The organism is Enterococcus sp. DIV0756, assembly GCF_051710745.1.
Classification (GTDB): domain Bacteria; phylum Bacillota; class Bacilli; order Lactobacillales; family Enterococcaceae; genus Enterococcus_A.
This window is the reverse complement of sequence record NZ_JBIOLF010000001.1, coordinates 2,516,953-2,536,723: the sequence shown is the minus strand read 5'-3', so window position 1 is coordinate 2,536,723 and position 19,771 is coordinate 2,516,953. Positions and strand designations below refer to the sequence as shown.

At 39.2% G+C, this 19,771-nt stretch carries 17 protein-coding genes, 1 tRNA gene and 1 other annotated feature; of the genes, 14 read left to right on the top strand and 4 right to left on the bottom strand.

Going from position 1 to position 19,771, the window contains the following annotated elements:
* Nucleotides 1-256 precede the first annotated feature (256 nt).
* The 4 genes from IGI44_RS12345 to IGI44_RS12330 form a co-directional block, all read right to left on the bottom strand.
* Nucleotides 257-330, bottom strand: a tRNA-Arg gene (locus IGI44_RS12345).
* 59 nt (nucleotides 331-389) lie between these two features.
* Nucleotides 390-1,229 carry an alpha/beta hydrolase gene (locus tag IGI44_RS12340; RefSeq protein ID WP_438787999.1) on the bottom strand — a complete coding sequence of 280 codons (840 nt, stop codon included), beginning with the start codon at nucleotides 1,227-1,229 and terminating at the stop codon, nucleotides 390-392.
* 100 nt (nucleotides 1,230-1,329) lie between these two features.
* Entirely contained in the window at nucleotides 1,330-1,998 is a 669-nt protein-coding gene (locus IGI44_RS12335) for an O-methyltransferase (protein WP_438787998.1), read from the bottom strand.
* On the bottom strand, nucleotides 1,998-2,645 hold the full coding sequence (locus IGI44_RS12330) for a uracil-DNA glycosylase (protein WP_438787997.1): 648 nt from the start codon (nucleotides 2,643-2,645) through the stop codon (nucleotides 1,998-2,000). Before IGI44_RS12330 ends, IGI44_RS12335 begins: the two co-directional genes overlap by 1 nt.
* Before the next feature lie 119 nt (nucleotides 2,646-2,764).
* Nucleotides 2,765-2,836: a sequence feature (ribosomal protein L21 leader region), on the top strand.
* A 20-nt stretch (nucleotides 2,837-2,856) separates the two neighbouring features.
* Between IGI44_RS12330 and rplU the strand changes: the two genes are divergently transcribed.
* The 14 genes from rplU to IGI44_RS12260 all read left to right on the top strand — a co-directional run bounded on the left by rplU (nucleotide 2,857) and on the right by IGI44_RS12260 (nucleotide 19,761).
* Nucleotides 2,857-3,165, top strand: coding sequence for a 50S ribosomal protein L21 (gene rplU, locus IGI44_RS12325; protein WP_431392060.1), 309 nt, complete (start codon nucleotides 2,857-2,859; stop codon nucleotides 3,163-3,165).
* A 17-nt stretch (nucleotides 3,166-3,182) separates the two neighbouring features.
* Nucleotides 3,183-3,533, top strand: a complete 351-nt coding sequence (locus IGI44_RS12320) for a ribosomal-processing cysteine protease Prp (protein WP_438787996.1) — start codon at nucleotides 3,183-3,185, stop codon at nucleotides 3,531-3,533.
* Between the two features lie 12 nt (nucleotides 3,534-3,545).
* Nucleotides 3,546-3,839, top strand: a complete 294-nt coding sequence (gene rpmA / locus IGI44_RS12315) for a 50S ribosomal protein L27 (RefSeq protein ID WP_010745708.1) — start codon at nucleotides 3,546-3,548, stop codon at nucleotides 3,837-3,839.
* Between the two features lie 316 nt (nucleotides 3,840-4,155).
* A complete protein-coding gene (locus IGI44_RS12310; RefSeq protein WP_438787995.1) occupies nucleotides 4,156-5,991 on the top strand; it encodes a beta-glucoside-specific PTS transporter subunit IIABC in 1,836 nt (611 codons plus the stop codon).
* 15 nt (nucleotides 5,992-6,006) lie between these two features.
* On the top strand, nucleotides 6,007-7,473 hold the full coding sequence (locus IGI44_RS12305) for a glycoside hydrolase family 1 protein (RefSeq protein WP_438787994.1): 1,467 nt from the start codon (nucleotides 6,007-6,009) through the stop codon (nucleotides 7,471-7,473).
* A gap of 17 nt (nucleotides 7,474-7,490) precedes the next feature.
* On the top strand, nucleotides 7,491-8,327 hold the full coding sequence (locus tag IGI44_RS12300) for a PRD domain-containing protein (protein WP_438787993.1): 837 nt from the start codon (nucleotides 7,491-7,493) through the stop codon (nucleotides 8,325-8,327).
* A gap of 332 nt (nucleotides 8,328-8,659) precedes the next feature.
* Nucleotides 8,660-8,926, top strand: coding sequence for a SemiSWEET family transporter (locus IGI44_RS12295; RefSeq protein WP_438787992.1), 267 nt, complete (start codon nucleotides 8,660-8,662; stop codon nucleotides 8,924-8,926).
* Between the two features lie 278 nt (nucleotides 8,927-9,204).
* Nucleotides 9,205-10,572: a Trk system potassium transporter TrkA gene (gene trkA / locus IGI44_RS12290; protein WP_438787991.1), complete on the top strand. Its 1,368-nt coding sequence runs from the start codon at nucleotides 9,205-9,207 to the stop codon at nucleotides 10,570-10,572.
* Nucleotides 10,573-10,584: 12 nt separating this feature from the next.
* Nucleotides 10,585-12,024 carry a TrkH family potassium uptake protein gene (locus IGI44_RS12285; protein WP_438787990.1) on the top strand — a complete coding sequence of 480 codons (1,440 nt, stop codon included), beginning with the start codon at nucleotides 10,585-10,587 and terminating at the stop codon, nucleotides 12,022-12,024.
* Nucleotides 12,025-12,597: 573 nt separating this feature from the next.
* Nucleotides 12,598-13,899: a group II intron reverse transcriptase/maturase gene (gene ltrA / locus IGI44_RS12280; protein WP_438787989.1), complete on the top strand. Its 1,302-nt coding sequence runs from the start codon at nucleotides 12,598-12,600 to the stop codon at nucleotides 13,897-13,899.
* A gap of 494 nt (nucleotides 13,900-14,393) precedes the next feature.
* Nucleotides 14,394-17,168, top strand: coding sequence for a sigma-54-dependent transcriptional regulator (locus tag IGI44_RS12275; protein WP_438787988.1), 2,775 nt, complete (start codon nucleotides 14,394-14,396; stop codon nucleotides 17,166-17,168).
* Between the two features lie 205 nt (nucleotides 17,169-17,373).
* A complete protein-coding gene (locus IGI44_RS12270; RefSeq protein ID WP_438788993.1) occupies nucleotides 17,374-17,868 on the top strand; it encodes a PTS system mannose/fructose/N-acetylgalactosamine-transporter subunit IIB in 495 nt (164 codons plus the stop codon).
* Nucleotides 17,869-17,943: 75 nt separating this feature from the next.
* Nucleotides 17,944-18,912: a mannose/fructose/sorbose PTS transporter subunit IIA gene (locus tag IGI44_RS12265; protein WP_438787987.1), complete on the top strand. Its 969-nt coding sequence runs from the start codon at nucleotides 17,944-17,946 to the stop codon at nucleotides 18,910-18,912.
* Between the two features lie 42 nt (nucleotides 18,913-18,954).
* On the top strand, nucleotides 18,955-19,761 hold the full coding sequence (locus IGI44_RS12260) for a PTS mannose/fructose/sorbose transporter subunit IIC (RefSeq protein ID WP_438787986.1): 807 nt from the start codon (nucleotides 18,955-18,957) through the stop codon (nucleotides 19,759-19,761).
* The last annotated feature ends 10 nt before the right edge of the window (nucleotides 19,762-19,771 follow it).

Genomic DNA, 19,771 nt, shown 5'->3' with positions numbered 1-19,771 from the left:
TAAAATAAACGATCTGTTCTTTCGATCAAGCCCAATCTTCTTCAGAGGATTGGGCTATTTATGTATAGAATGACAGGTTTACAAGAAAATTAGTGATGACATCAGGCGCAGATAACGCAATGAGGCCCATGCTTTGAGAAGTGAACAGTAGTTAAAAAGGGATTTTCAATGTTTCTTGGACATATAAAAAACTGTTAGCCGACGTAAAAGTCAACTAACAGATCTTTATACTTATTCTATTCAGATTAGTTCTTTACATCACAGGAGGGATTCGAACCCCCGACCGTCCGCTTAGAAGGCGGATGCTCTATCCAGCTGAGCTACTGTGACAGTAGTTTTGCAACAAAAACTATTATAGAAAAACTACCTTTGCTTGTCAACCTAATTCGTTATTTTACTGATTCAAAAAGGTATTCCTTGATCAGTTGCAGGGTTTTAGGATTTTCAATCAGTGAACCATGGTCCGCTTGATCATCTACAATGATTTCTTTGTATTTTTCACTATCTCCATAAATTAGGCGACCAGCCAAGACGCTTGTTAATGGTACGGTAGTATCTGTGTTCTGGGTATCAACATTGCCGGCGATATTATAGACCGTGATGTTTTTGGGAATATTTTGTTTGTTTTTCAAATAGTAATCCAGCAAATCACTCTTGGCTTTTGGTTTTGTAAAGGTAGTACTACAGTCGTTGTAGTCCCAAGATGTATCATTGTAAGGAGTCCCCAACGTAATCAAATGATAGAGCGCCGGATCATTGCTCTTTTGTTCATTCTCTAAATAGCCAGTGATGATCAGTCCGCCGTTTGAATAGCCTAAGTAATCGTAAGTGTTAAACGTATATTTCTTTTCGGCATATTCTAAGGCCTTTTGAAACCAGCGCGATTGTTTTGGTAATGAAGGATCTGAGCCATCTTCAAAGGCGATAGCGATAATTGGCCGTTTGGTTTCCTTCGTAAAGTGACCCGAGGAGGTGATGGAATCATCTTTATTAACTGTAATTTTTATTTCATCTACCCCTTTTTCTGTTTGTTTCAATGAATCCACCAGACTATCGAAACGATCTACATCCCCATTGGTTCCTGGTACCATGATTACTGGAGCAGTGATCGGTAAAGGATCATTTGAATTTTTTTCAGCATGAACATGGTCTCTTGTTTCGAGTAGGATTATCCCAAGTATACAGAACACGATGATTGTTAGGACACCTTCTATTTTTTTGCTGTTCATAGGAAATTCCTCCATTTCAGTTTCTTAGTGTACGCCAATTTTTCTCAGGTACAAGTAAAAAGGCGGAAATTCAAAAAAGTTTCAAATTTCCGCCTTTTATCTATTTATTTTTTGAAATCAACGCGACACCGTCGCCTAAAGGTAATAGGGTAGAAGTCAGTTCAGGAGATTTGGTGATTTCATTTAAAAATTCATTCAAGTGACGATGGATCGAGCGATTCTTCCTTGGTATTTCTTCGATCGGCTGCAACACCGTTCCCGCCTGGAAGATATCATCTACCATTAACACGCCATCCGCTGCTAACAAGCGCAGGCATTCAGGTAAGAAGGTAATATATTTTGATTTTGCACTATCCATAAAGATGAAATCGTAGGGGCCTTTTAATGTGCTGAGTAAGTCAGCTGCATCGCCTTCCAATAAAGTAACTTGTTCTGTTAATCCTAACTTTGCAAAATTCTTCTTTGCTTTTTCGATCATCACAGGAAAGCGATCGATTGTCGTGATTTTGGCTTCTTTGCCAAGCGATTCTGCCATCAAACTAGCAGAAAAACCAATAGCGGTACCAATTTCCAAGACATTTTTTGGTTGCTTTTGCTTTAATAAAAATTGCAGGAAGACAACTGTTTCATGGGGGATGACAGGAACGCCATTCTCATGAGCCAGTTCTTCTAGTTCTCCTAGTGATCCAGTCAGTTGCTTTTGTTCTGTTCGCAGATAATGTAAAATATCTTCATTAATAATTGGGCGGTACATCATTTCGTTGCGCATTATTCTTCCTCTTTCTCTAGTAATTTTCCTAAATTTAACCAGTCTTTTCTAATTTTTTCACTTAGTGAACGATTATAAAAAATCGCTGCCGGATGAAAAAGCGGGATAACTGTATATTCTTTTTTAGACGGTTGATAGCTATTTTGTTCTGGATTCAGTTCTAGTACCGGGCCATGGTAAACCTCGCCATGCCGTTCACTGATTTGCCAATTTGGACCAAGTAGACGTTGTAAGCCGATATTGCCTAAAGTTGCGATGATTTTTGGCTGTATTATTTCCAATTCATAGTCCAGAATTGGTGCGTGTGCTAAGATTTCTTTTTTATTCGGTGTTCGATTGGGATAAACGGTTTCGTGTTCTTGTGTTCGTTTGTTCACGCGTTTAACGATCTTGTAAGGACGACTTCGAACGGCACTGGTAATATACGTATTTTCCCGAGTGAGTCCGATTGATGCCATCGCTTGGATCAGTTCCTTTCCAGCAGCACCAGAAAAGGGAATATGATTGACGATTTCTTTGCGCCCGGGAGCTTCGCCAACGAGCATCAGCTTCGGATGAAGCGGTCCTTGTCCGGCGATAAAGCCTTCAAGCTGAAATCCTTTTGAACGTTCTTCAACGAGCGTGACTAAACTATTTGGATAGTCCATTTTCTTCGCCTCACTTTGTCATCCTCTTAATAGTAGAAAAAAGCAGGGCACGCGTCAATAAATAATCATTGACTTGACCTATCTTTTTTAGTAAACTATGAATGTTGTAATTGTGGAACCCACAGCTACAACCGCACAGAACAAGTTATTAAGTACTTCGGTCACTTGGGATGGCGAGTCTAAGTATCTATTATAAGGAGGTGCCACAAGCATGTACGCAATCATCAAAACTGGCGGAAAACAAATCAAAGTTGAAGAAGGTCAAGCAGTCTACATTGAAAAATTAGACGTTGAAGCTGGCGAAAAAGTTATCTTCGACCAAGTTGTTTTAGTAGGCGGAGAATCTACCAAAGTAGGAGCTCCTATCGTTGAAGGTGCAACTGTTGAAGGAACTGTTGAAAAACACGGCAAACAAAAGAAAGTCGTTACTTTCAAATACAAACCTAAAAAACATTCACACCGTAAACAAGGTCATCGTCAACCTTACACTAAAGTTGTCATTGACTCAATCAAAGCATAAAAAAGAAGGTGCCTAAGTTGATCAAAGGTACATTCACTCGAAATCAAGCAGGACTAATCAGCGAATTTACTCTGACAGGTCATGCTGAAGCCGGTCCTTACGGTAGCGATATCGTTTGTTCTGCGGTTTCCGCATTAGCTATCAGTACAGTAAATAGCTTGGATGCACTAGCAGGTGTCATTCCGAACATCGAAACCAACGATGCTGAAGGTGGTTATCTTCATGTTGCGTTGAAGGAAGATGATTCCATGACCCAAGAGCAGATGAATATCTCGCAAATTTTGCTGGAGCATTTATTATTAGGCTTGCAATCAATCGAAACTGAGTATTTGGATTTCATTGAAATCCAAACAGAATCTAAATCATAGGAGGTGCAGCTCATGTTATTGAATATGAACTTACAATTATTCGCCCACAAAAAAGGTGGCGGTTCAACTTCTAACGGACGTGACTCAGAATCAAAACGTTTAGGTGCTAAACGTGCTGATGGTCAAACTGTTACTGGTGGATCAATTCTTTATCGCCAACGTGGTACTAAAATTTTCCCTGGTGTTAACGTAGGTATCGGTGGCGATGACACATTGTTTGCTAAAGTTGACGGCGTGGTACGTTTTGAACGTAAAGGTCGCGACAAAAAACAAGTGTCTGTATACCCAGTCGCTCAAGAAGCTTAAGAACTTCACGCTCTATCCCTTGTCGCTCAAGGGGTGGAGCTTTTTTTGTTTGGCAAGAGATACAATCTTCATCTTTAAAAAACGGATGATTTTTACTTTTTTTAGAACTAAATAAGAAAGTTTAAAATAATGTTTGCGGTTTCATTTGTTTTGTGCTAAGATGCTTATAAATCAAACAGGCATGTGACTGGTAATGCAGGCAGGACCTAAATAAGTCTTCATATTACATTTAAGTAAAGTGAGGAGTTATTTTGGTCCTGTTTTTTGTTGTCTGACTGGCCATCAGCAACAAACTAAATGGAAAAGAGGAGAAAAAATGAACTATCAGAAAACAGCACAACAAATCATTGATAACATTGGTGGTAAGGATAACATCTCTCATATCGAACATTGTTCGACTCGCCTTCGATTCACATTGAAGGACGACGGTAAAGTGAATAAAGCAGCTTTAGAAACAATTGAAGGAGTCATTGGTGTTCGCCACAATGTTCAGTGTCAAGTCATCATTGGAAATGAGGTTGTCGAGGTTTACGAGGAAGTCCTTAAGCTCGTTGGAGATACTGTCATGACTAGTACGGAAGAACCAAAAAAGAATCGAAAAATCGGTGCTATTTTATTAGATTTTGTTATTTCAATCTTTCAACCATTGGTACCAGCACTTGCTGGAGGCGGGATTTTGAAGTCGTTATTGATGTTAGCATCTTTGACTGGATTAATGAATGACCAAAGTCAAACCTATCAAATTTTAAATCTGATTGGCGGTGCATCACTATACTTCTTACCTATCCTAGTTGCAATGACAACGGCTAAGAAAATGAAGGTGAATCAATTAGTAGCAGTATCCATTGCTGGTGCGATGATCTTACCAGACTTAACGGTCATGCTTGCAGACGGAGCAAAATTTTTATCTTTCAATATCGAGAATATCGCTTATGCGTCACAGGTGTTTCCAGCTATTTTAACTATTCTATTTTATGCTTATGTAGAGCGATTCTTTACGAAATACTCGTTTAAGTCAATTCGCATTTTCTTTGTTCCGATGATGAGTATGTTGATCACTGTTCCAATTGGTTTATTAATTTTAGGACCTCTTGGATATAATGTGGGATCAGTTTTTTCAGGTGCGATTATCTCTCTTTACTCAACCGTTGGTTGGGTAGCTACGGCGTTATTAGCAGCCATTTTACCATTGATGGTTGTCACGGGAATGCACAAAGCGATGATTCCATATGCGGTTTCCTCAATGAGTGAGTTGGGAGCAGAACTACTTTATCTTCCAGCTTCATTAGCTCATAACATTGCAGAATCAGGAGCGTGTTTTGCAGTAAGTCTGAAAACAAAAGATAAAGATCTTCGTTCAACAGCTATTTCTGCTGGAATCTCTGCTTTATTCGGAATTACAGAACCAGCACTTTATGGTGTAACGATAATTCATAAACGTGTATTGATGGCAGTAATGAGTGCGAGTTTAGTAGGCGGTGCATTGGCTGGAATACTTGCAATTAAAGCTTTTGCATTAGTTGGACCTGGTCTGGCAAGTATTACAATGTTTGCAGATCCATCAGGCGGGGCAAATTTGAAATGGGCATTTGTAGTCTTTGGCGTTTCATTTGTTGTAGCATTTTTAGCCGCATTTTTCTTGTATAAGGATGCTGAAACAGTTGAAAAAAGCACTGCAACTAAATCGAATAACTCTATCGAATTCTTAACAAGCCCAGTAAAAGGTCAGGTGGTTCCACTATCTGAGGTTCAAGACGAGGTCTTTTCCAGTGGTATGGTTGGAAAAGGGGTGGCGATTATTCCTGAAGAAGGAATGCTTTATGCACCGGAAAATGGTGAAGTGACCACAGTATTTGAAACAAAGCATGCGATCGGGATGAAATTATCAAATGGCGCAGAATTGCTGTTTCATATTGGCTTGGATACTGTTCAAATGAAGGGAAACGGCTTTGAAGCATTTGTTGAAGCCGGTGACCAAGTCAAACAAGGAGACCCGTTAATTAAATTCAATATTGTGGCGATCCAAGAATCGGGTTTTGATCCTATTGTTATTTGTGTCGTAACTAACGGAGATCGCTTTGATGTTCAAACGTTTAATGAAACGCAACGAGTAACGAATGATTCAGATGTGCTATCAATAAATACTATATAAAAGGGAGATTATAAAATGACAGAACAGACAACTTTTCCAAAAGATTTTTTATGGGGTGGCGCGATTGCTGCTAATCAGGTAGAAGGTGCATGGAATATTGATGGCAAAGGATTATCGGTTGCTGATGTTGCGACTTATAAGCCTCATGTCGATCAAAAGGATTACTCTGTACATTTGAAGGTCACTAGTGAAGCTGTTGAAAAAGCAGCAGCTGATGCCACTGATACTTTTTATCCAAAGCGACGTGGTATTGATTTTTATCACCACTTCAAAGAGGATTTGGCGTTATTTGCCGAAATGGGTTTTAAAACATTACGGTTATCCATTGCTTGGACAAGACTGTTTCCAACAGGAGAGGAAGAAGTACCTAATCAGGCGGGAGTGAATTTTTATAAAGAAGTTTTCAAAGAAATGAAACGCTTGAACATAGAACCAATCGTAACTTTATCACATTATGAGATGCCTCTTGCGTTAAGCATGAAGTATAATGGCTGGGTCAATAGATCAGTAATTGATCACTTTGTTCGTTTTGCCAATGTCTGTTACGATAGCTTTGGAGAGTATGTTCGATACTGGTTGACGTTTAATGAAATTGATTCGATTCATCGTCACCCCTTTACTACTGCGGGAATTATTCCAGACAGATCTGGAGATACTATTGAAAAGGATATTTATCAGGCTCTACATCACCAATTTGTAGCAAGTGCGCTTGTGACAAAAATGGCTCATGAAAAGATTCCAAATAGTCAGGTAGGATGCATGCTAACGAAACTAATTACCTATCCGTTAACCTGCGAGCCCATAGATGTTGAACTGACACTGAAAAAAAACTTAGAGAATAATTTTTATGCAGATGTGCAAGTGAAGGGTGCTTATCCTAAGATGATCTTAAAGGATTTGAAGAATCGTGATATTCAGATAGAAATGGCAAAAGAAGATAAAAAAATCCTAAAAGAAAATACAGTGGACTTTGTAACCTTTAGTTATTATATGTCCATGGCAGAATCCGGTAATCCAGAAGCAGAACGGACGCCAGGAAATACAGTACTAGGTGTGAAAAACCCGTACTTGCCATCTACAGAATGGGGCTGGCAAATTGATCCCAAAGGCTTGAAGATTTCATTGATTGAGCTTTATGATCGCTATAATTTACCGTTAATGATTGTTGAAAATGGCATGGGTGCTGTAGATATCGTTGAAGAAGATGGAGCTATTCATGATCCTTATCGTATTGAATATTTCAAAGCACATTTCAAACAAATGAAAGAAGCAATTGATGAAGGCGTAGACCTGATTGGCTATACAAGTTGGGGTCCCATTGATTTAGTAAGCGCAGGAACTTCGCAAATGAGTAAGCGCTATGGTTTTATCCATGTAGACGCAGATGATGAAGGAAACGGAACATATAATCGTAGCAAGAAAGATTCATTTTATTGGTATAAAAAAGTTATTGAGACGAACGGCGCTTTATTGAATGACTAAAATGAGGAGGTGAAAAGGTGATTTTGATCAAGAAAGTCTTAAACTCAAGTGTTGTACTTGCTGAAGATGAGGGAAAAGAGATCATTGCTTTTGGTAAAGGGATCGGCTACGGGAAAAAGGCTGGCGAAGCTATTTCAGATGATCGAGTTGATAAAATGTTTTTAGCAGCAGAAGATAAAAAAACATCACAAATTATTGAGTTGGTGGGAGAAATTCCTTTTGAGTTTTTTGAAATTTCACGTGACATCATCCTTAAAGCAGAAAATGAGCTACAAAAACAATTAAATAGTAATATCTATCTCACTTTAACAGATCATTTGCATTTTGCTATTGAACGTTCAAGAGAAGGGCTGATTGTGGCCAATCGATTGTATTGGGAAATAAAAAATTATTATCCAAAAGAGTTTGAGATCGGTAAACAGGCGTTGCAATTAATGAAAGAGAAATATGAAATTCAACTACCAAAAGAAGAGGCCAGTAATATTGCCTTTCATTTGATTAATGCGCAGTCAGAAGGTTCTGAAGCAAATGGCTTTAAATACGCTAAAATGATTAGTGGAATTGTAAATATGGTTCGCTATTCTATACAAAAAGAAATCGATACTTCTTCCATTCATTACTCGCGATTTATCACCCATGTTCGCTATTTTGTAGAACGTCTTTATGGAGATAGCCTACTCGAAGAAGGTGAAGATCAATTATACGAGCAGATGTGGATATTATATCCAGCGGCTATGGAAATAGCTGGAAAGGTAAAAAGTTATATCGAGAAGGTTAATCATAAGACTATTCCAACAGATGAAATTATTTATTTAGGTGTTCATATTAATCGTCTAATGAAACATACTACTTAACAATGTAAAATCTAAATAAGTATACATGATGATATACCTCTTGATTTCTTTTCCTATGTGCCCCACACGATTTTTTGAATGCCAAAGTGAATGCCATTTGGCTTCACTTTTATGAAATGTATTGATAAGTGAAGTTGCCAATATCCTTGATATTACTGGACTTGATAAATAATAATACTGAATGATTTGCTCAGCCATCTGGACCCAGTCGCTCAAGAAGCTTAAGAAATTTGAAGTCCTAATCCTGATTACGGGATTAGGGCTTTTTTTTCGCTTCTTTTTTCAACTTAGGGTAAAATTTTGTCATTGAAAGAAGTTTTGAGGTGTATTTATTGAATAAGAAGGATCGAACAGTACTGATTTTTGGAAGAATTGCTTCATTTTTATCGGTGATGATGTATGTTTCATACATTCCGCAGATTATGAATAATCTAGATGGAAACAGGGGAAACCCGATTCAGCCTTTAGTTGCCATGATCAACTGTATTTTTTGGGTAATCTATGCCACAATGCAGAAGAAAAAAGATTATCCCATCATCGTAGCGAATATACCTGGAATCTTTCTAGGTGCAATTACATTTTTTACAGCAATAATGTAGTGACTGTTATAAAACGCGTATCAAAAAAGTATCTTTAGTAGAATTTCTGCTTGAGATACTTTTTTTATTAGCAAGTGAAAGAGAAGTGTTAATAAAGTTATTCCTTTCCAACTTCTAAATTGTATAGTTTCCGCGTTTTCTCATGCTTGGTTAATTATATCCAAAAACCATTACTTTTTTGAAAATCATGAACAAAGCTTTCTAGAATGTCCGTTGTTTTCCCTTATAGAAAAGGCTAGAATGGAGAATAAGAATATTATTATTAGCTGGAGGATGGAATGAAGATTATTGTTTTAGGTGCTGGTAAAGTCGGCAAAGCGCTGACTCAGCATTTGTCTGATGAAGACTATGATTATGATGTGGTTGTCATTGATTTGCACTCTGAAAAGGTTGAGGCGATCGTTAACCAGTATGATGTGTTAGGTGTTGTTGGAAATGGCGCTTCATATGACATTTTACTAGAGGCTGGTGTGAGTGACACGGACATCATTATTGCGGTGACAGAGTCAGATGAGCTGAACATTTTAGCTTGCTTAATGGCGAAGAAAATGGGGGCAAAAAATTCAATTGCCCGGGTACGAAACCCTGATTATCTGAAGCAGCGCTCCTTTATGCGGGATCAGCTGGGAATTTCTATGATCATTAATCCAGAGCTAGAAGCAGCAAATGAAATTCGACGGATATTATTGTTTCCTTCGGCTTTTAAAGTGGATACCTTTGTTGGTGGCAAGATCGAGATGGCGGAGTTTCGTTTGAAAGAGAATGCCAAATTAATTGATATGCCGTTAAATCGTCTATATAAAATTTCTAAAACTAATGTGTTAATTTGTGCAGTGCGAAGAAAAGATGAATTAATTATTCCTGATGGTAACACGGTTTTGATGCAAGGGGATCGTATCCATGTGATGGGACAGCATCGAGATTTAGTCCGTTTTTGTCATGATATCAATTTATTTGAACAAAAAACAAAGCGGGTCATCATCGTTGGTGGCGGACGAATTGCTTTTTATTTGTCGCGCCAGCTTGTAGAGCAGGGGATCGAAGTGAAGATTATCGAAAATAATCCGAAGCGCTGTTTAGAGCTTTCGAGAAAACTTCCTGATGTCACAATTATTGAATCGGATGGCAGCGATGAGGAAGTGTTGATCGAAGAAGGCATCGAGAATGTAGATGCTTTTGTCGCGCTGACTGGTTTGGATGAAGAAAACATCGTCATCTCGTTGTATGGTAAACAAATGAGAGCTAAAAAAACGGTCGCAAAGGTTACTCGGACGAATTTTATGGATGTTTTAGATCAATTGGACATTGACAGTGTCATTTCACCAAAAAATATTATCGCTGGACATATTCTTCGTTTTGTTCGAGCAAAGAACAATAAAGATGAGGATGGTGGTGTAAGAACACTGCATCGCTTAGTCAACGATGAGGTGGAGGCGATGGAATTTGTCGTGACTCCACAAACCTGTTTCTTAAATAAAAAAGTTTCTGAGGTCAATTTGAAGAATAATACGTTGATAGCAGCGATTTCAAGAGAACGTGGTTTTGTGATTCCAAAAGGGGATACTCAGATCCGCTTGAAGGATCATCTTGTTATTATTACCACCAATCGTAAAATTTGTAATTTGAATGATCTGGTAAGGAGATAACGGTGAATCCTAATGAATAAAAAAATGGTTTTGTTTACATTGGGAAAACTATTAAAGGTGGAAGCGGTCCTATTGCTGCTTCCTCTGGTAGTCTCCTTGATCTATCAAGAACATGTTGCGCTTTCTTACGCAATCGTCGCGGTTTTTGTTTTCCTGATTGGTCTGTTGATGAGTCGAAAACTTCCTAAAAATCGCAATATTTATGCACGAGAAGGCTTCTTCATTGTTGGAGTAAGCTGGGTTCTGTTATCAGTATTTGGTGCGCTGCCCTTTATGCTCACTGGCGAAATTCCATCTTTTACGGACGCTTTTTTTGAAACGGTTTCTGGTTTTACAACGACCGGCTCATCTATTTTATCAAGTTTAAACGGTTTAAGTCATGCCAGTCTTTTTTGGCGAAGCTTTACGCATTGGGTAGGTGGTATGGGGATACTAGTATTCACCGTAGCATTTATCCCTCTAGCCTCTGGTCGGACAATGCATATTCTAAAGGCTGAAATGCCTGGCCCGGTTGTTGGTAAATTGGTGTCTAAGGTTCGTGTAACTGCTCGCATTCTTTATGTAATCTACGCTGTGCTGACCTTGGTTCAGGTTATTTTATTGATATTAGGTGGTATGCCGGCTTTTGATAGTATTCTGAATTCCTTTGCGACTGCCGGAACGGGTGGCTTCGCCATGACCAATGAAGGAATTGCTGGCTATCAAAGTGCGTATATCGATGGCGTCATTACTTTCTTTATGATTTTATTCGGTGTCAATTTCAATTTAATCTATTTCTTTTTGATTGGTAAAATTGCACCGGTATTGAAGAGTGAAGAATTGCGAGGCTATTTAGCGATTATTGCTGGATCAACACTTCTGATTACGCTCAATATCGCGTCTCAATATACGTCATACCTAAAGGCCTTTCGTTATGCCGTGTTTCAAGTAGCGTCGATCATTACAACTACTGGCTTTTCAACAGCAAATTATGATAAATGGCCGATGTTTTCTCAAATAATTTTGCTGCTATTAATGTTTATTGGCGCTTGTGCAGGATCAACTGGCGGAGGAATTAAAGTTTCTCGGATTATCATGCTCTCAAAGCAAGCTATTCAAGAGTTGAAAAAAATGATCCATTCTCGCAGTGTGACGACTTTGAATTTTGAAGGTGAGGCGATCGCCCCTAAAACAATTAGTAATGTTTATTCCTATTTAGTACTATATTTGCTAGTATTTGCGGCTTCGCTACTTATTCTATCTTTAGAAAATCTTGATTTTCAAACCACGTTTTCAGCGGTTGCGACCTGCATTAATAATGTAGGTCCTGGATTCAAAGGGGTAGGTCCAACCGGAAACTTCGAATTTTTATCGGATATTTCCAAATGGACGCTTTCCTTTGCCATGTTGGCTGGAAGGCTGGAGATTTTTCCTATTCTATTGCTTTTTTCAAAATCACTTTGGAAGAGTTAACCTCCGGGAAGTTCATGATGAAATCTTATCTCATTTTGAGATAAGATTTTTTTGCTTTATGCGTGCCCAGCAAGCCGTTAATTGCTAACTGGTGAAAGTCCAGTCTGAGTAAGTGCCAAGACGCTCAGTAGCTATCAGGCAGTCAGTGGCGAAATCTGCTGGCTGAAGCCCTGTGAAAAAAGTACCGAGAAATCGGGCGAGCAACTTATCAGGTTGTAACATGAAGTGAATTCTGCGGCTCCGTCAAAGAACCTGTGTAAACAGCCAAAGAGAAGTCGAGCCTGCATAGAGTGGGCGAAGACCATGGACGGTGTAGTGAACTTGGAAACAGCACCTAAGAATCTCTCGGAGTATAGGAAGCGACATGATAAGAAAGTAGTTAACGGAACTGGGGAGACCCTCCCCATCACCTGTCAAAGGTAACGTAGGAATCTATAAGGCAGATGCCGAAATGAGGACTAGATGGAAGGGAGTCGGAGGAGGTCATAGTACCAATGATCACTAAGACAACACAACTTAGTGTAGGAAAGGACCTCTACTTCACTTAACGAATTTGAAAGGAGGCGTTCATACATGAATGTCCGAAATATGACTAATACCATGTTGAAACAAAAAGTGGATGCTTTTGGACAGGTTCTATATCAATGTGCCAAAGAACAACCAAATCGCAAGTTTCATGCACTCTATGACAAGATTTATCGTCCCGACGTACTCAAATTAGCTTGGCTGAAGGTACAGGCGAACCAAGGAAGTGGCGGAATCGATGGAAAAACCATTGATTACATCGTGGATACCATCGGAGAACGACAGTTTCTGAATGACTTGTATGTAAAACTGAAACAAGAAAAGTATGTGCCTCAACCAGTGAGACGAGTATACATTCCCAAGGGGAATGGGGAAACGAGACCACTTGGAATTCCCGTGATCGAGGATCGAGTGGTACAACAGGCAACAAAATTAGTGATGGAACCTATCTTTGAAGTGGATTTTAAAGATTGTTCGTATGGTTTTAGACCCAAACGGAATGCACACCAAGCGCTGAAAGTGATCAGGAAAGAAAGTAAAACAAAGTATTGGGTAGTAGATGTCGATATCAAAGGCTATTTTGACAACATTTCCCACCAAAAGTTGATGCAATTAGTAGAACAACGAATCTCTGATCGACGGCTATTAGCTTTGATTCGTCAATGGTTAAAAGCTGGCGTAATGGAAGGAAAAGAATTCCATGAATCAACCGTCGGATCGCCACAGGGAGGCGTCATCAGTCCGCTGCTTGCGAACATTTACTTGAATTACTTGGACACCTTATGGGAAAAGCACTGTTCTCATCTAGGAACACTGATACGATACGCAGATGACATGGTAATCATGTGCAAACGAAAAGGGATGGCTCTGGAAAGCATCCGTTCTCTAAAAGGAATCTTCGAAAAACTGGAACTAGAAATGAATACAGAAAAGAGTCGTTTGGTCAATCTATGGGACGACTCGGAAGGATTTGATTTTCTGGGATTCCATCATCGAAAATTTCCCAAGAGACGGAAACACGGGAAAGTGATTTATACACTTGAACATGTGCCTAGCAAGAAAGCCATGAAGAAAATGCGACAAACCTTTAAAGCAACCATTTCTCCACGAAATAAACTGTATCTAGATACCTTAGATTTTGTGGAAGGACTCAATCGTAAGATTGTAGGAATGAGAAATTACTATTTCACCACTCCGCTATCTCGTAAGTGGTTAGCGAAGATTGACTGGTATATCAGAGATTTACTAATCATCCACTACAATACAAAACGACAAAAATTCAAATATAGGAACCGAAAAGTTGTCGTAAGTCTATTAGAGGGTAAGCTAAAGAAATTAGCAGCCGATTGATTCTATAATGTACATGATGAAGAGTGTCGGAAAGCCGTATGAAGGAAAACTTCACGTACGGTTTGATGAGGGGAAGCTGAAAGTAAAACACCGACCCAAGGGCCGGTGTTCGAAATCAGTTTTCTACTCTACGCTTAATGAATGAGAAAGCCCTTTTTTTGCAGCAGCATATCTAGATAAACCTCCGCTTTTCTTATCGAAAGAAATGAAAATCTATCAAATAATAACTACGTAGAATAAATTGTTAATTTTTCATTTCGAAAAAGAACTATAGTTATCTTCTATTATAATAGAAGAAACTCGGCACAAATAAAATAATGTGACAAAGAAACGAGGAAAATATTTAAATGTGCTTAAGATCAATCGAAGTAAAAACCCTAAAACTTTCATTTTTCAAAAATATAGTGTATTATTTTGTATCGAAATGTTTGACTTTTTAATAAAAACTATAGATGATTGATTATATGGAATACACTAATAAAGAAGGTGACTGAATGGAACGACGGATTGACCGCATTTATCGCTTTGTTTCAGAAAATGCAAATGTAACGACAAAAGATGTAGCGGATTCATTGGATATTCAACGGACAAATGCCAGTAAAGATTTAAATCTTCTTGTTAAGGAAGGTCATTTAGGCAAAAGTGAAGGTAGACCTGTTCGCTATTTTGTTTCGAACCAATCAACAGCAACGTCGTTTGATGCAGAAGTCCCTAAGACGCACACACGTGTTGTGGAACCGCCGGAGAAAAAGATTCTTACTAAAAATACCGGCAATGTATTTACTCAAATTATTGGTTCTGCTGGAAGTATGCGTAATGCGGTAGAACAAGCCAAAGCAGCAATTTTGTATCCGCCTCGAGGATTAAATTGTTTGATTACGGGACCAACAGGATCAGGTAAAACTTTTTTTGCCCATGCTATGTTTCAGTTCGCTCAAACAGAAGGGGTCGTGGAAGCCGATCGTGAGCTGGTTGTTTTCAACTGTGCGGACTACGCCAACAACCCAGAATTATTGATGAGTCATTTATTTGGTTACGAAAAAGGAGCCTTTACTGGTGCGGATACCGAAAAAGACGGACTGATTCAGCAAGCAGACGGAGGGATGCTTTTCTTAGATGAAATTCATCGTCTACCGCCCGAAGGACAGGAAATGATTTTTTATTTCATGGATCATGGGACTTACAGCCGCCTTGGTGAAACTGGGAAGAACCGCTTTGCGAATGTTCGAATTGTTGGAGCAACAACAGAAGATCCGCATTCTGCATTATTAGATACCTTTGTCCGACGTATCCCGATCAATATCCAAATGCCTGCGTTTGGTAGTCGACCAGCTGCTGAGCAGTTGGACTTAGTCCGTGTAATGGTGGCGATGGAAGCAAATCGGATTCAACGGAAGATCACGTTGACAGAAGATGTTGTAAAGGCATTATTAGGTAGTGTATCCTACGGAAACGTTGGCCAGTTGAAATCAAATGTTCAGCTGATTTGTGCCCGCGGGTTTATGAATCATATGATGCAAGAGGAGATTCATATTACCTTGAATGATTTAACAGAGGGAATTAAAGCAGGGTTGGTTCAGTTATCTGCTGATCGAATCAAGTCAACTGATATCTCGCCTTACCTTGAACCTGAGATGGTGGTGACGCCGAATGAGATTGACGAGTTGATCAAAACAGATACGTATGAATTGCCTTATAACCTTTATGACATTATTGGTGATAAAGCCGCGCTGTTAAAAACAGAAGGTCTTGATCAAGAAACAATCAATCATTTCATTTCTACCGACATCAATGTTCATTTGAAATCATTTTATAAAGATCACGGTTTTACTTTTGATACAGAGACTCGCTTGACTGAATTTGTTGATAGACATGTTATTGAGATCAGCAATAAAATTGCTGTATTGGTTGGTGAACGGTTAGAGACTCATTTCCAGCAAAATTTTATTTACGCGATGAGTCTCCATATTTCTTCCTTTTTGAAAAAGATTCATGTGGGAGAAACACGCGAGACTAATGCCAATATTCGGGAGATGGCAAAGGATTATCCGACTGAATTTGCTGTTGCTCGTGAAATTCGCCGATTGGTTGAAAAAGAATTTCAAGTGGTTATTCCTGATAGCGAAGACTACTACTTAACTGTATTATTAGTTTCGTTGCGAGAAGATCAATCCTCCGGTAAAATTGGTGTGGTTGTAGCGGCTCATGGAAATAGTACGGCAACCTCGATGGCTCAAGTAGTTCGTGAACTGTTGGATGTTTCCAATATTATTGCGGTTGATATGCCCTTAGACATGCATCCGCGAGTGGCTTATGAGAAAATGCGTGAAGCGGTAACTCAAATTGATGAGGGCAGCGGAGTTTTAATCATGGTAGACATGGGTTCCTTAGCTACTTTTAATGAAGAAATTCGAAAAGACACTGGAATTGAAGTTTGTACATTAGATATGGTTACAACGCCCTTATTGATCGAGGCAGCCCGAAAATCGAGTGTATTAGGTTCAGGGGTGGATGAGTTATATGACTCATTGCAAGGCTTCCGCGGTTATGGTCATGTTATGCCGGAAAAAGAAGAGCTACAGGAAAAACAAGCGATTTTAGCCATTTGTGCTTCCGGTGAGGGAACCGCCCAGCGTTTGAAGGAAATCATTGAACGGCCACTGCAGCAACGGAATCTAAAGCATATCGATGTATTAACCTTGGCTGTTGCAGACATCAAAACTAAGGTCCCCGCTTTTAAAGAGGAATATAAGATTTTGGCAACGACAGGGATCATGGATCCAAAAGTTGGCGCTCCCTATATTCCAATGGAAAAATTTATCAATCAGAAGGCTGATCAGATTTTAGATGAGCTGTTGCTCGAGAATGATTTGTCTGAGCAGGAAGAAGTTGTGCTGGATGCAAATAAGGCGCGAGAATTGTGTATAAAGTTTATGGAGGAAAGTTTTACTTTCATCAATCCGAACAAACTCATTGATCCGCTCTGGCATTTAGCGCAAACAATTATAGCGAGTGCTGGCGATTCATCTGAGTATGCCTTGATGGTAAATTTTGTGATGCATATGGCTGGAACGATCGAACGAGGGATTTTACAACAGCCGCTTAAGATTGATGAGGAATCCAAGCGGGCTTATCAGAATGTTACCGATAATGTAGTGATGAATCGGGGATTAAATGAATTAGAAAGTCAGCTCAGGATCACGATTCCGACATCTGAGCGATATTATATTTATCAATTACTGAAAAACAATGAAGAAATTAGCGTATAAACAATACACAAAAAAGGATACAGTATACTGTATCCTTTTTTGTGTATTGTTTATAAAGGTGATAAATAAAGAATTTCTTGCTAGTGTATTTTGGCACGGTACTTGCTTTATTATAGATGAGTACTTATGCAATACTGTACTCAATAATGTAGCACAAGTCTTTTAGCATCTGAGCCTTGTAATTGCAGGAGGTGGTGGGATGGTAATGGATATTCGACTCACTCGGATCGATGATCGTTTGATTCATGGGCAGGTAGCGACAGTTTGGTCCAAGGCAACAGGGATCGAACGAATCTTAGTGGTTAGTGATGAGGTTGCGAACGATGAGTTGCGTAAGTTTCTCCTAAAACAAGCCGCGCCACCAGGAATCAAGTCCAATGTCGTCACAAAAAGAAAACTGGTTGAAGTGTATCAAGATCAATTGTTTGATGGGATGAAGGTTATGTTGTTATTTGCTTCCCCACAAGATGTGGTGGAAGTCGTTGAAGCAGGTGTTGATTTGAAATCGGTCAATATTGGCGGTATGCGATTCGACGAAGGCAAAAAAATGATTACTAATTTTATTTCTGTAGATAGTAAAGACGTTGAATCTTTTCTTGAGTTAATGAAAGCAGGAGTAGAATTGGAAATACGTCAAGTGCCGAAAGACCGAAAAACAGATCTGATGCAATTAATCAAAAAAGAAAAGATGCTGCAATAACTTAATTTTGGTTACAGGTTTTTTAAGAACTTATTTATATTTTGAGCTGTAACAATACTAATAGGAGGTAAAAAGATGGTAGGAATTATCATTGCTAGTCATGGCGAATTCGCTAACGGTATCTTGCAATCTGGAGCGATGATCTTTGGAGAACAAGAAAATGTCAAAGCAGTAACTTTGATGCCGAGTGAAGGTCCTGATGACGTTAAAGCAAAAATGAAAGAAGCAATTGCCTCTTTCGAAAACCAAGACGAAGTATTGTTCTTAGTCGATCTTTGGGGTGGAACTCCTTTCAATCAAGCTAATAGTTTGTTTGAAGAACACAAAGACACATGGGCAATCGTTGCTGGTATGAACTTACCGATGTTGATCGAAGCTTATGCTTCACGTTTTTCAATGGAATCTGCACATGAAATCGCTGCGCATATTTTGGGTACAGCTAAAGAAGGGGTTAGAATTCGTCCTGAAGAACTTGAACCTGCTGAAGCAGCTCCTGCTGCGGCAGCTACTCAAACTTCAAATGCTGGAGCACCTGGTAAATTCTCATATGTATTAGCTCGTATTGACTCTCGTTTGTTACATGGACAAGTGGCAACTGCTTGGACTAAAACAACTGGTCCAACTCGTATTATCGTTGTTTCTGATGCTGTTGCAAAAGATGAACTACGTAAAAAACTAATCCAACAAGCTGCTCCTCCAGGTGTAAAAGCTCATGTGGTGCCAGTGAACAAAATGATTGAGCTTGCAAAAGATGACAAGCATTTTGGTGGGCAAAAAGCATTGCTTCTTTTTGAAAATCCGCAGGATGCTCTTAGAGCAGTCGAAGGCGGCGTTGATTTGAAAGAAATTAACGTTGGATCAATGGCTCACTCACCTGGTAAAGTACAACCAAACAAGGTGTTAGCATTCAGTCAAGATGATATTGATACATTCAATAAGTTGAAAGCTAAAGGAATCAAGTTTGATGTACGTAAAGTGCCAAATGACTCAAAAGGCAACATGGATGAAATCCTTAAAAAGGCTCAAGAAGAGCTTAATAAGTAAGAATAGTCCAAATTATCAGAAGAAAACGGAGGATTAATAATCATGGAATTAAATATTATTCAAATGATTTTAGTCGTTATCGTAGCATTTTTAGCTGGTATGGAAGGTATCTTGGATGAATTCCATTTCCATCAACCAGTTATTGCATGTACGTTAATCGGCTTGGTAACAGGTAACTTAGTACCGTGTGTAATCTTAGGTGGTACATTACAAATGATCGCTTTAGGTTGGGCAAATATCGGTGCAGCTGTAGCGCCAGATGCTGCATTAGCATCTATCGCATCTGCAATTATTTTAGTATTAGGTGGACAAGGTCGTGCTGGAGTATCTTCAGCTATCGCAATTGCTGTCCCTCTAGCTGTAGCTGGTTTGCTATTAACAATCATCTGTCGTACTATCGCAACTGCGTTCGTACATTTAATGGATGCTGCTGCTAAAGATGGAAACATTCGTATGGTTGAATTATGGCACATTATTGCTATTGCAATGCAAGGTGTTCGTATCGCAATCCCTGCAGCGTTGATCTTAGCTGTTGGTGAAGGTCCAGTACGCGGCTTGCTAGAATCTATGCCAGCATGGTTAACAGATGGTTTAGCAATTGGTGGTGGTATGGTTGTTGCCGTTGGTTATGCAATGGTTATCAACATGATGGCTACTCGTGAAGTATGGCCATTCTTCGCAATTGGTTTTGTATTAGCGACAATTTCTGAAATTACTCTTATCGGTCTTGGTGCTATCGGTGTAGCTCTTGCTTTAATTTACTTGGCTCTTTCTAAACAAGGCGGTTCAAGTAACGGAGGAAGTTCAAATACTGGTGACCCATTAGGCGATATCATCGATAACTACTAAGAAGGAGGAG

Bases quoted from the DNA above. Each gene is read 5' to 3' on its own strand.
- IGI44_RS12260 (WP_438787986.1), top strand. From the start codon at position 18,955: ATGGAATTAAATATTATTCAAATGATTTTAGTCGTTATCGTAGCATTT.
- IGI44_RS12310 (WP_438787995.1), top strand. From the start codon at position 4,156: ATGAACTATCAGAAAACAGCACAACAAATCATTGATAACATTGGTGGT.
- IGI44_RS12265 (WP_438787987.1), top strand. From the start codon at position 17,944: ATGGTAGGAATTATCATTGCTAGTCATGGCGAATTCGCTAACGGTATC.
- IGI44_RS12285 (WP_438787990.1), top strand. From the start codon at position 10,585: ATGAATAAAAAAATGGTTTTGTTTACATTGGGAAAACTATTAAAGGTG.
- IGI44_RS12270 (WP_438788993.1), top strand. From the start codon at position 17,374: ATGGATATTCGACTCACTCGGATCGATGATCGTTTGATTCATGGGCAG.
- IGI44_RS12275 (WP_438787988.1), top strand. From the start codon at position 14,394: ATGGAACGACGGATTGACCGCATTTATCGCTTTGTTTCAGAAAATGCA.
- IGI44_RS12330 (WP_438787997.1), bottom strand. From the start codon at position 2,645: ATGGACTATCCAAATAGTTTAGTCACGCTCGTTGAAGAACGTTCAAAA.
- IGI44_RS12340 (WP_438787999.1), bottom strand. From the start codon at position 1,229: ATGAACAGCAAAAAAATAGAAGGTGTCCTAACAATCATCGTGTTCTGT.
- IGI44_RS12305 (WP_438787994.1), top strand. From the start codon at position 6,007: ATGACAGAACAGACAACTTTTCCAAAAGATTTTTTATGGGGTGGCGCG.
- IGI44_RS12335 (WP_438787998.1), bottom strand. From the start codon at position 1,998: ATGCGCAACGAAATGATGTACCGCCCAATTATTAATGAAGATATTTTA.
- trkA (WP_438787991.1), top strand. From the start codon at position 9,205: ATGAAGATTATTGTTTTAGGTGCTGGTAAAGTCGGCAAAGCGCTGACT.
- rplU (WP_431392060.1), top strand. From the start codon at position 2,857: ATGTACGCAATCATCAAAACTGGCGGAAAACAAATCAAAGTTGAAGAA.
- ltrA (WP_438787989.1), top strand. From the start codon at position 12,598: ATGAATGTCCGAAATATGACTAATACCATGTTGAAACAAAAAGTGGAT.
- rpmA (WP_010745708.1), top strand. From the start codon at position 3,546: ATGTTATTGAATATGAACTTACAATTATTCGCCCACAAAAAAGGTGGC.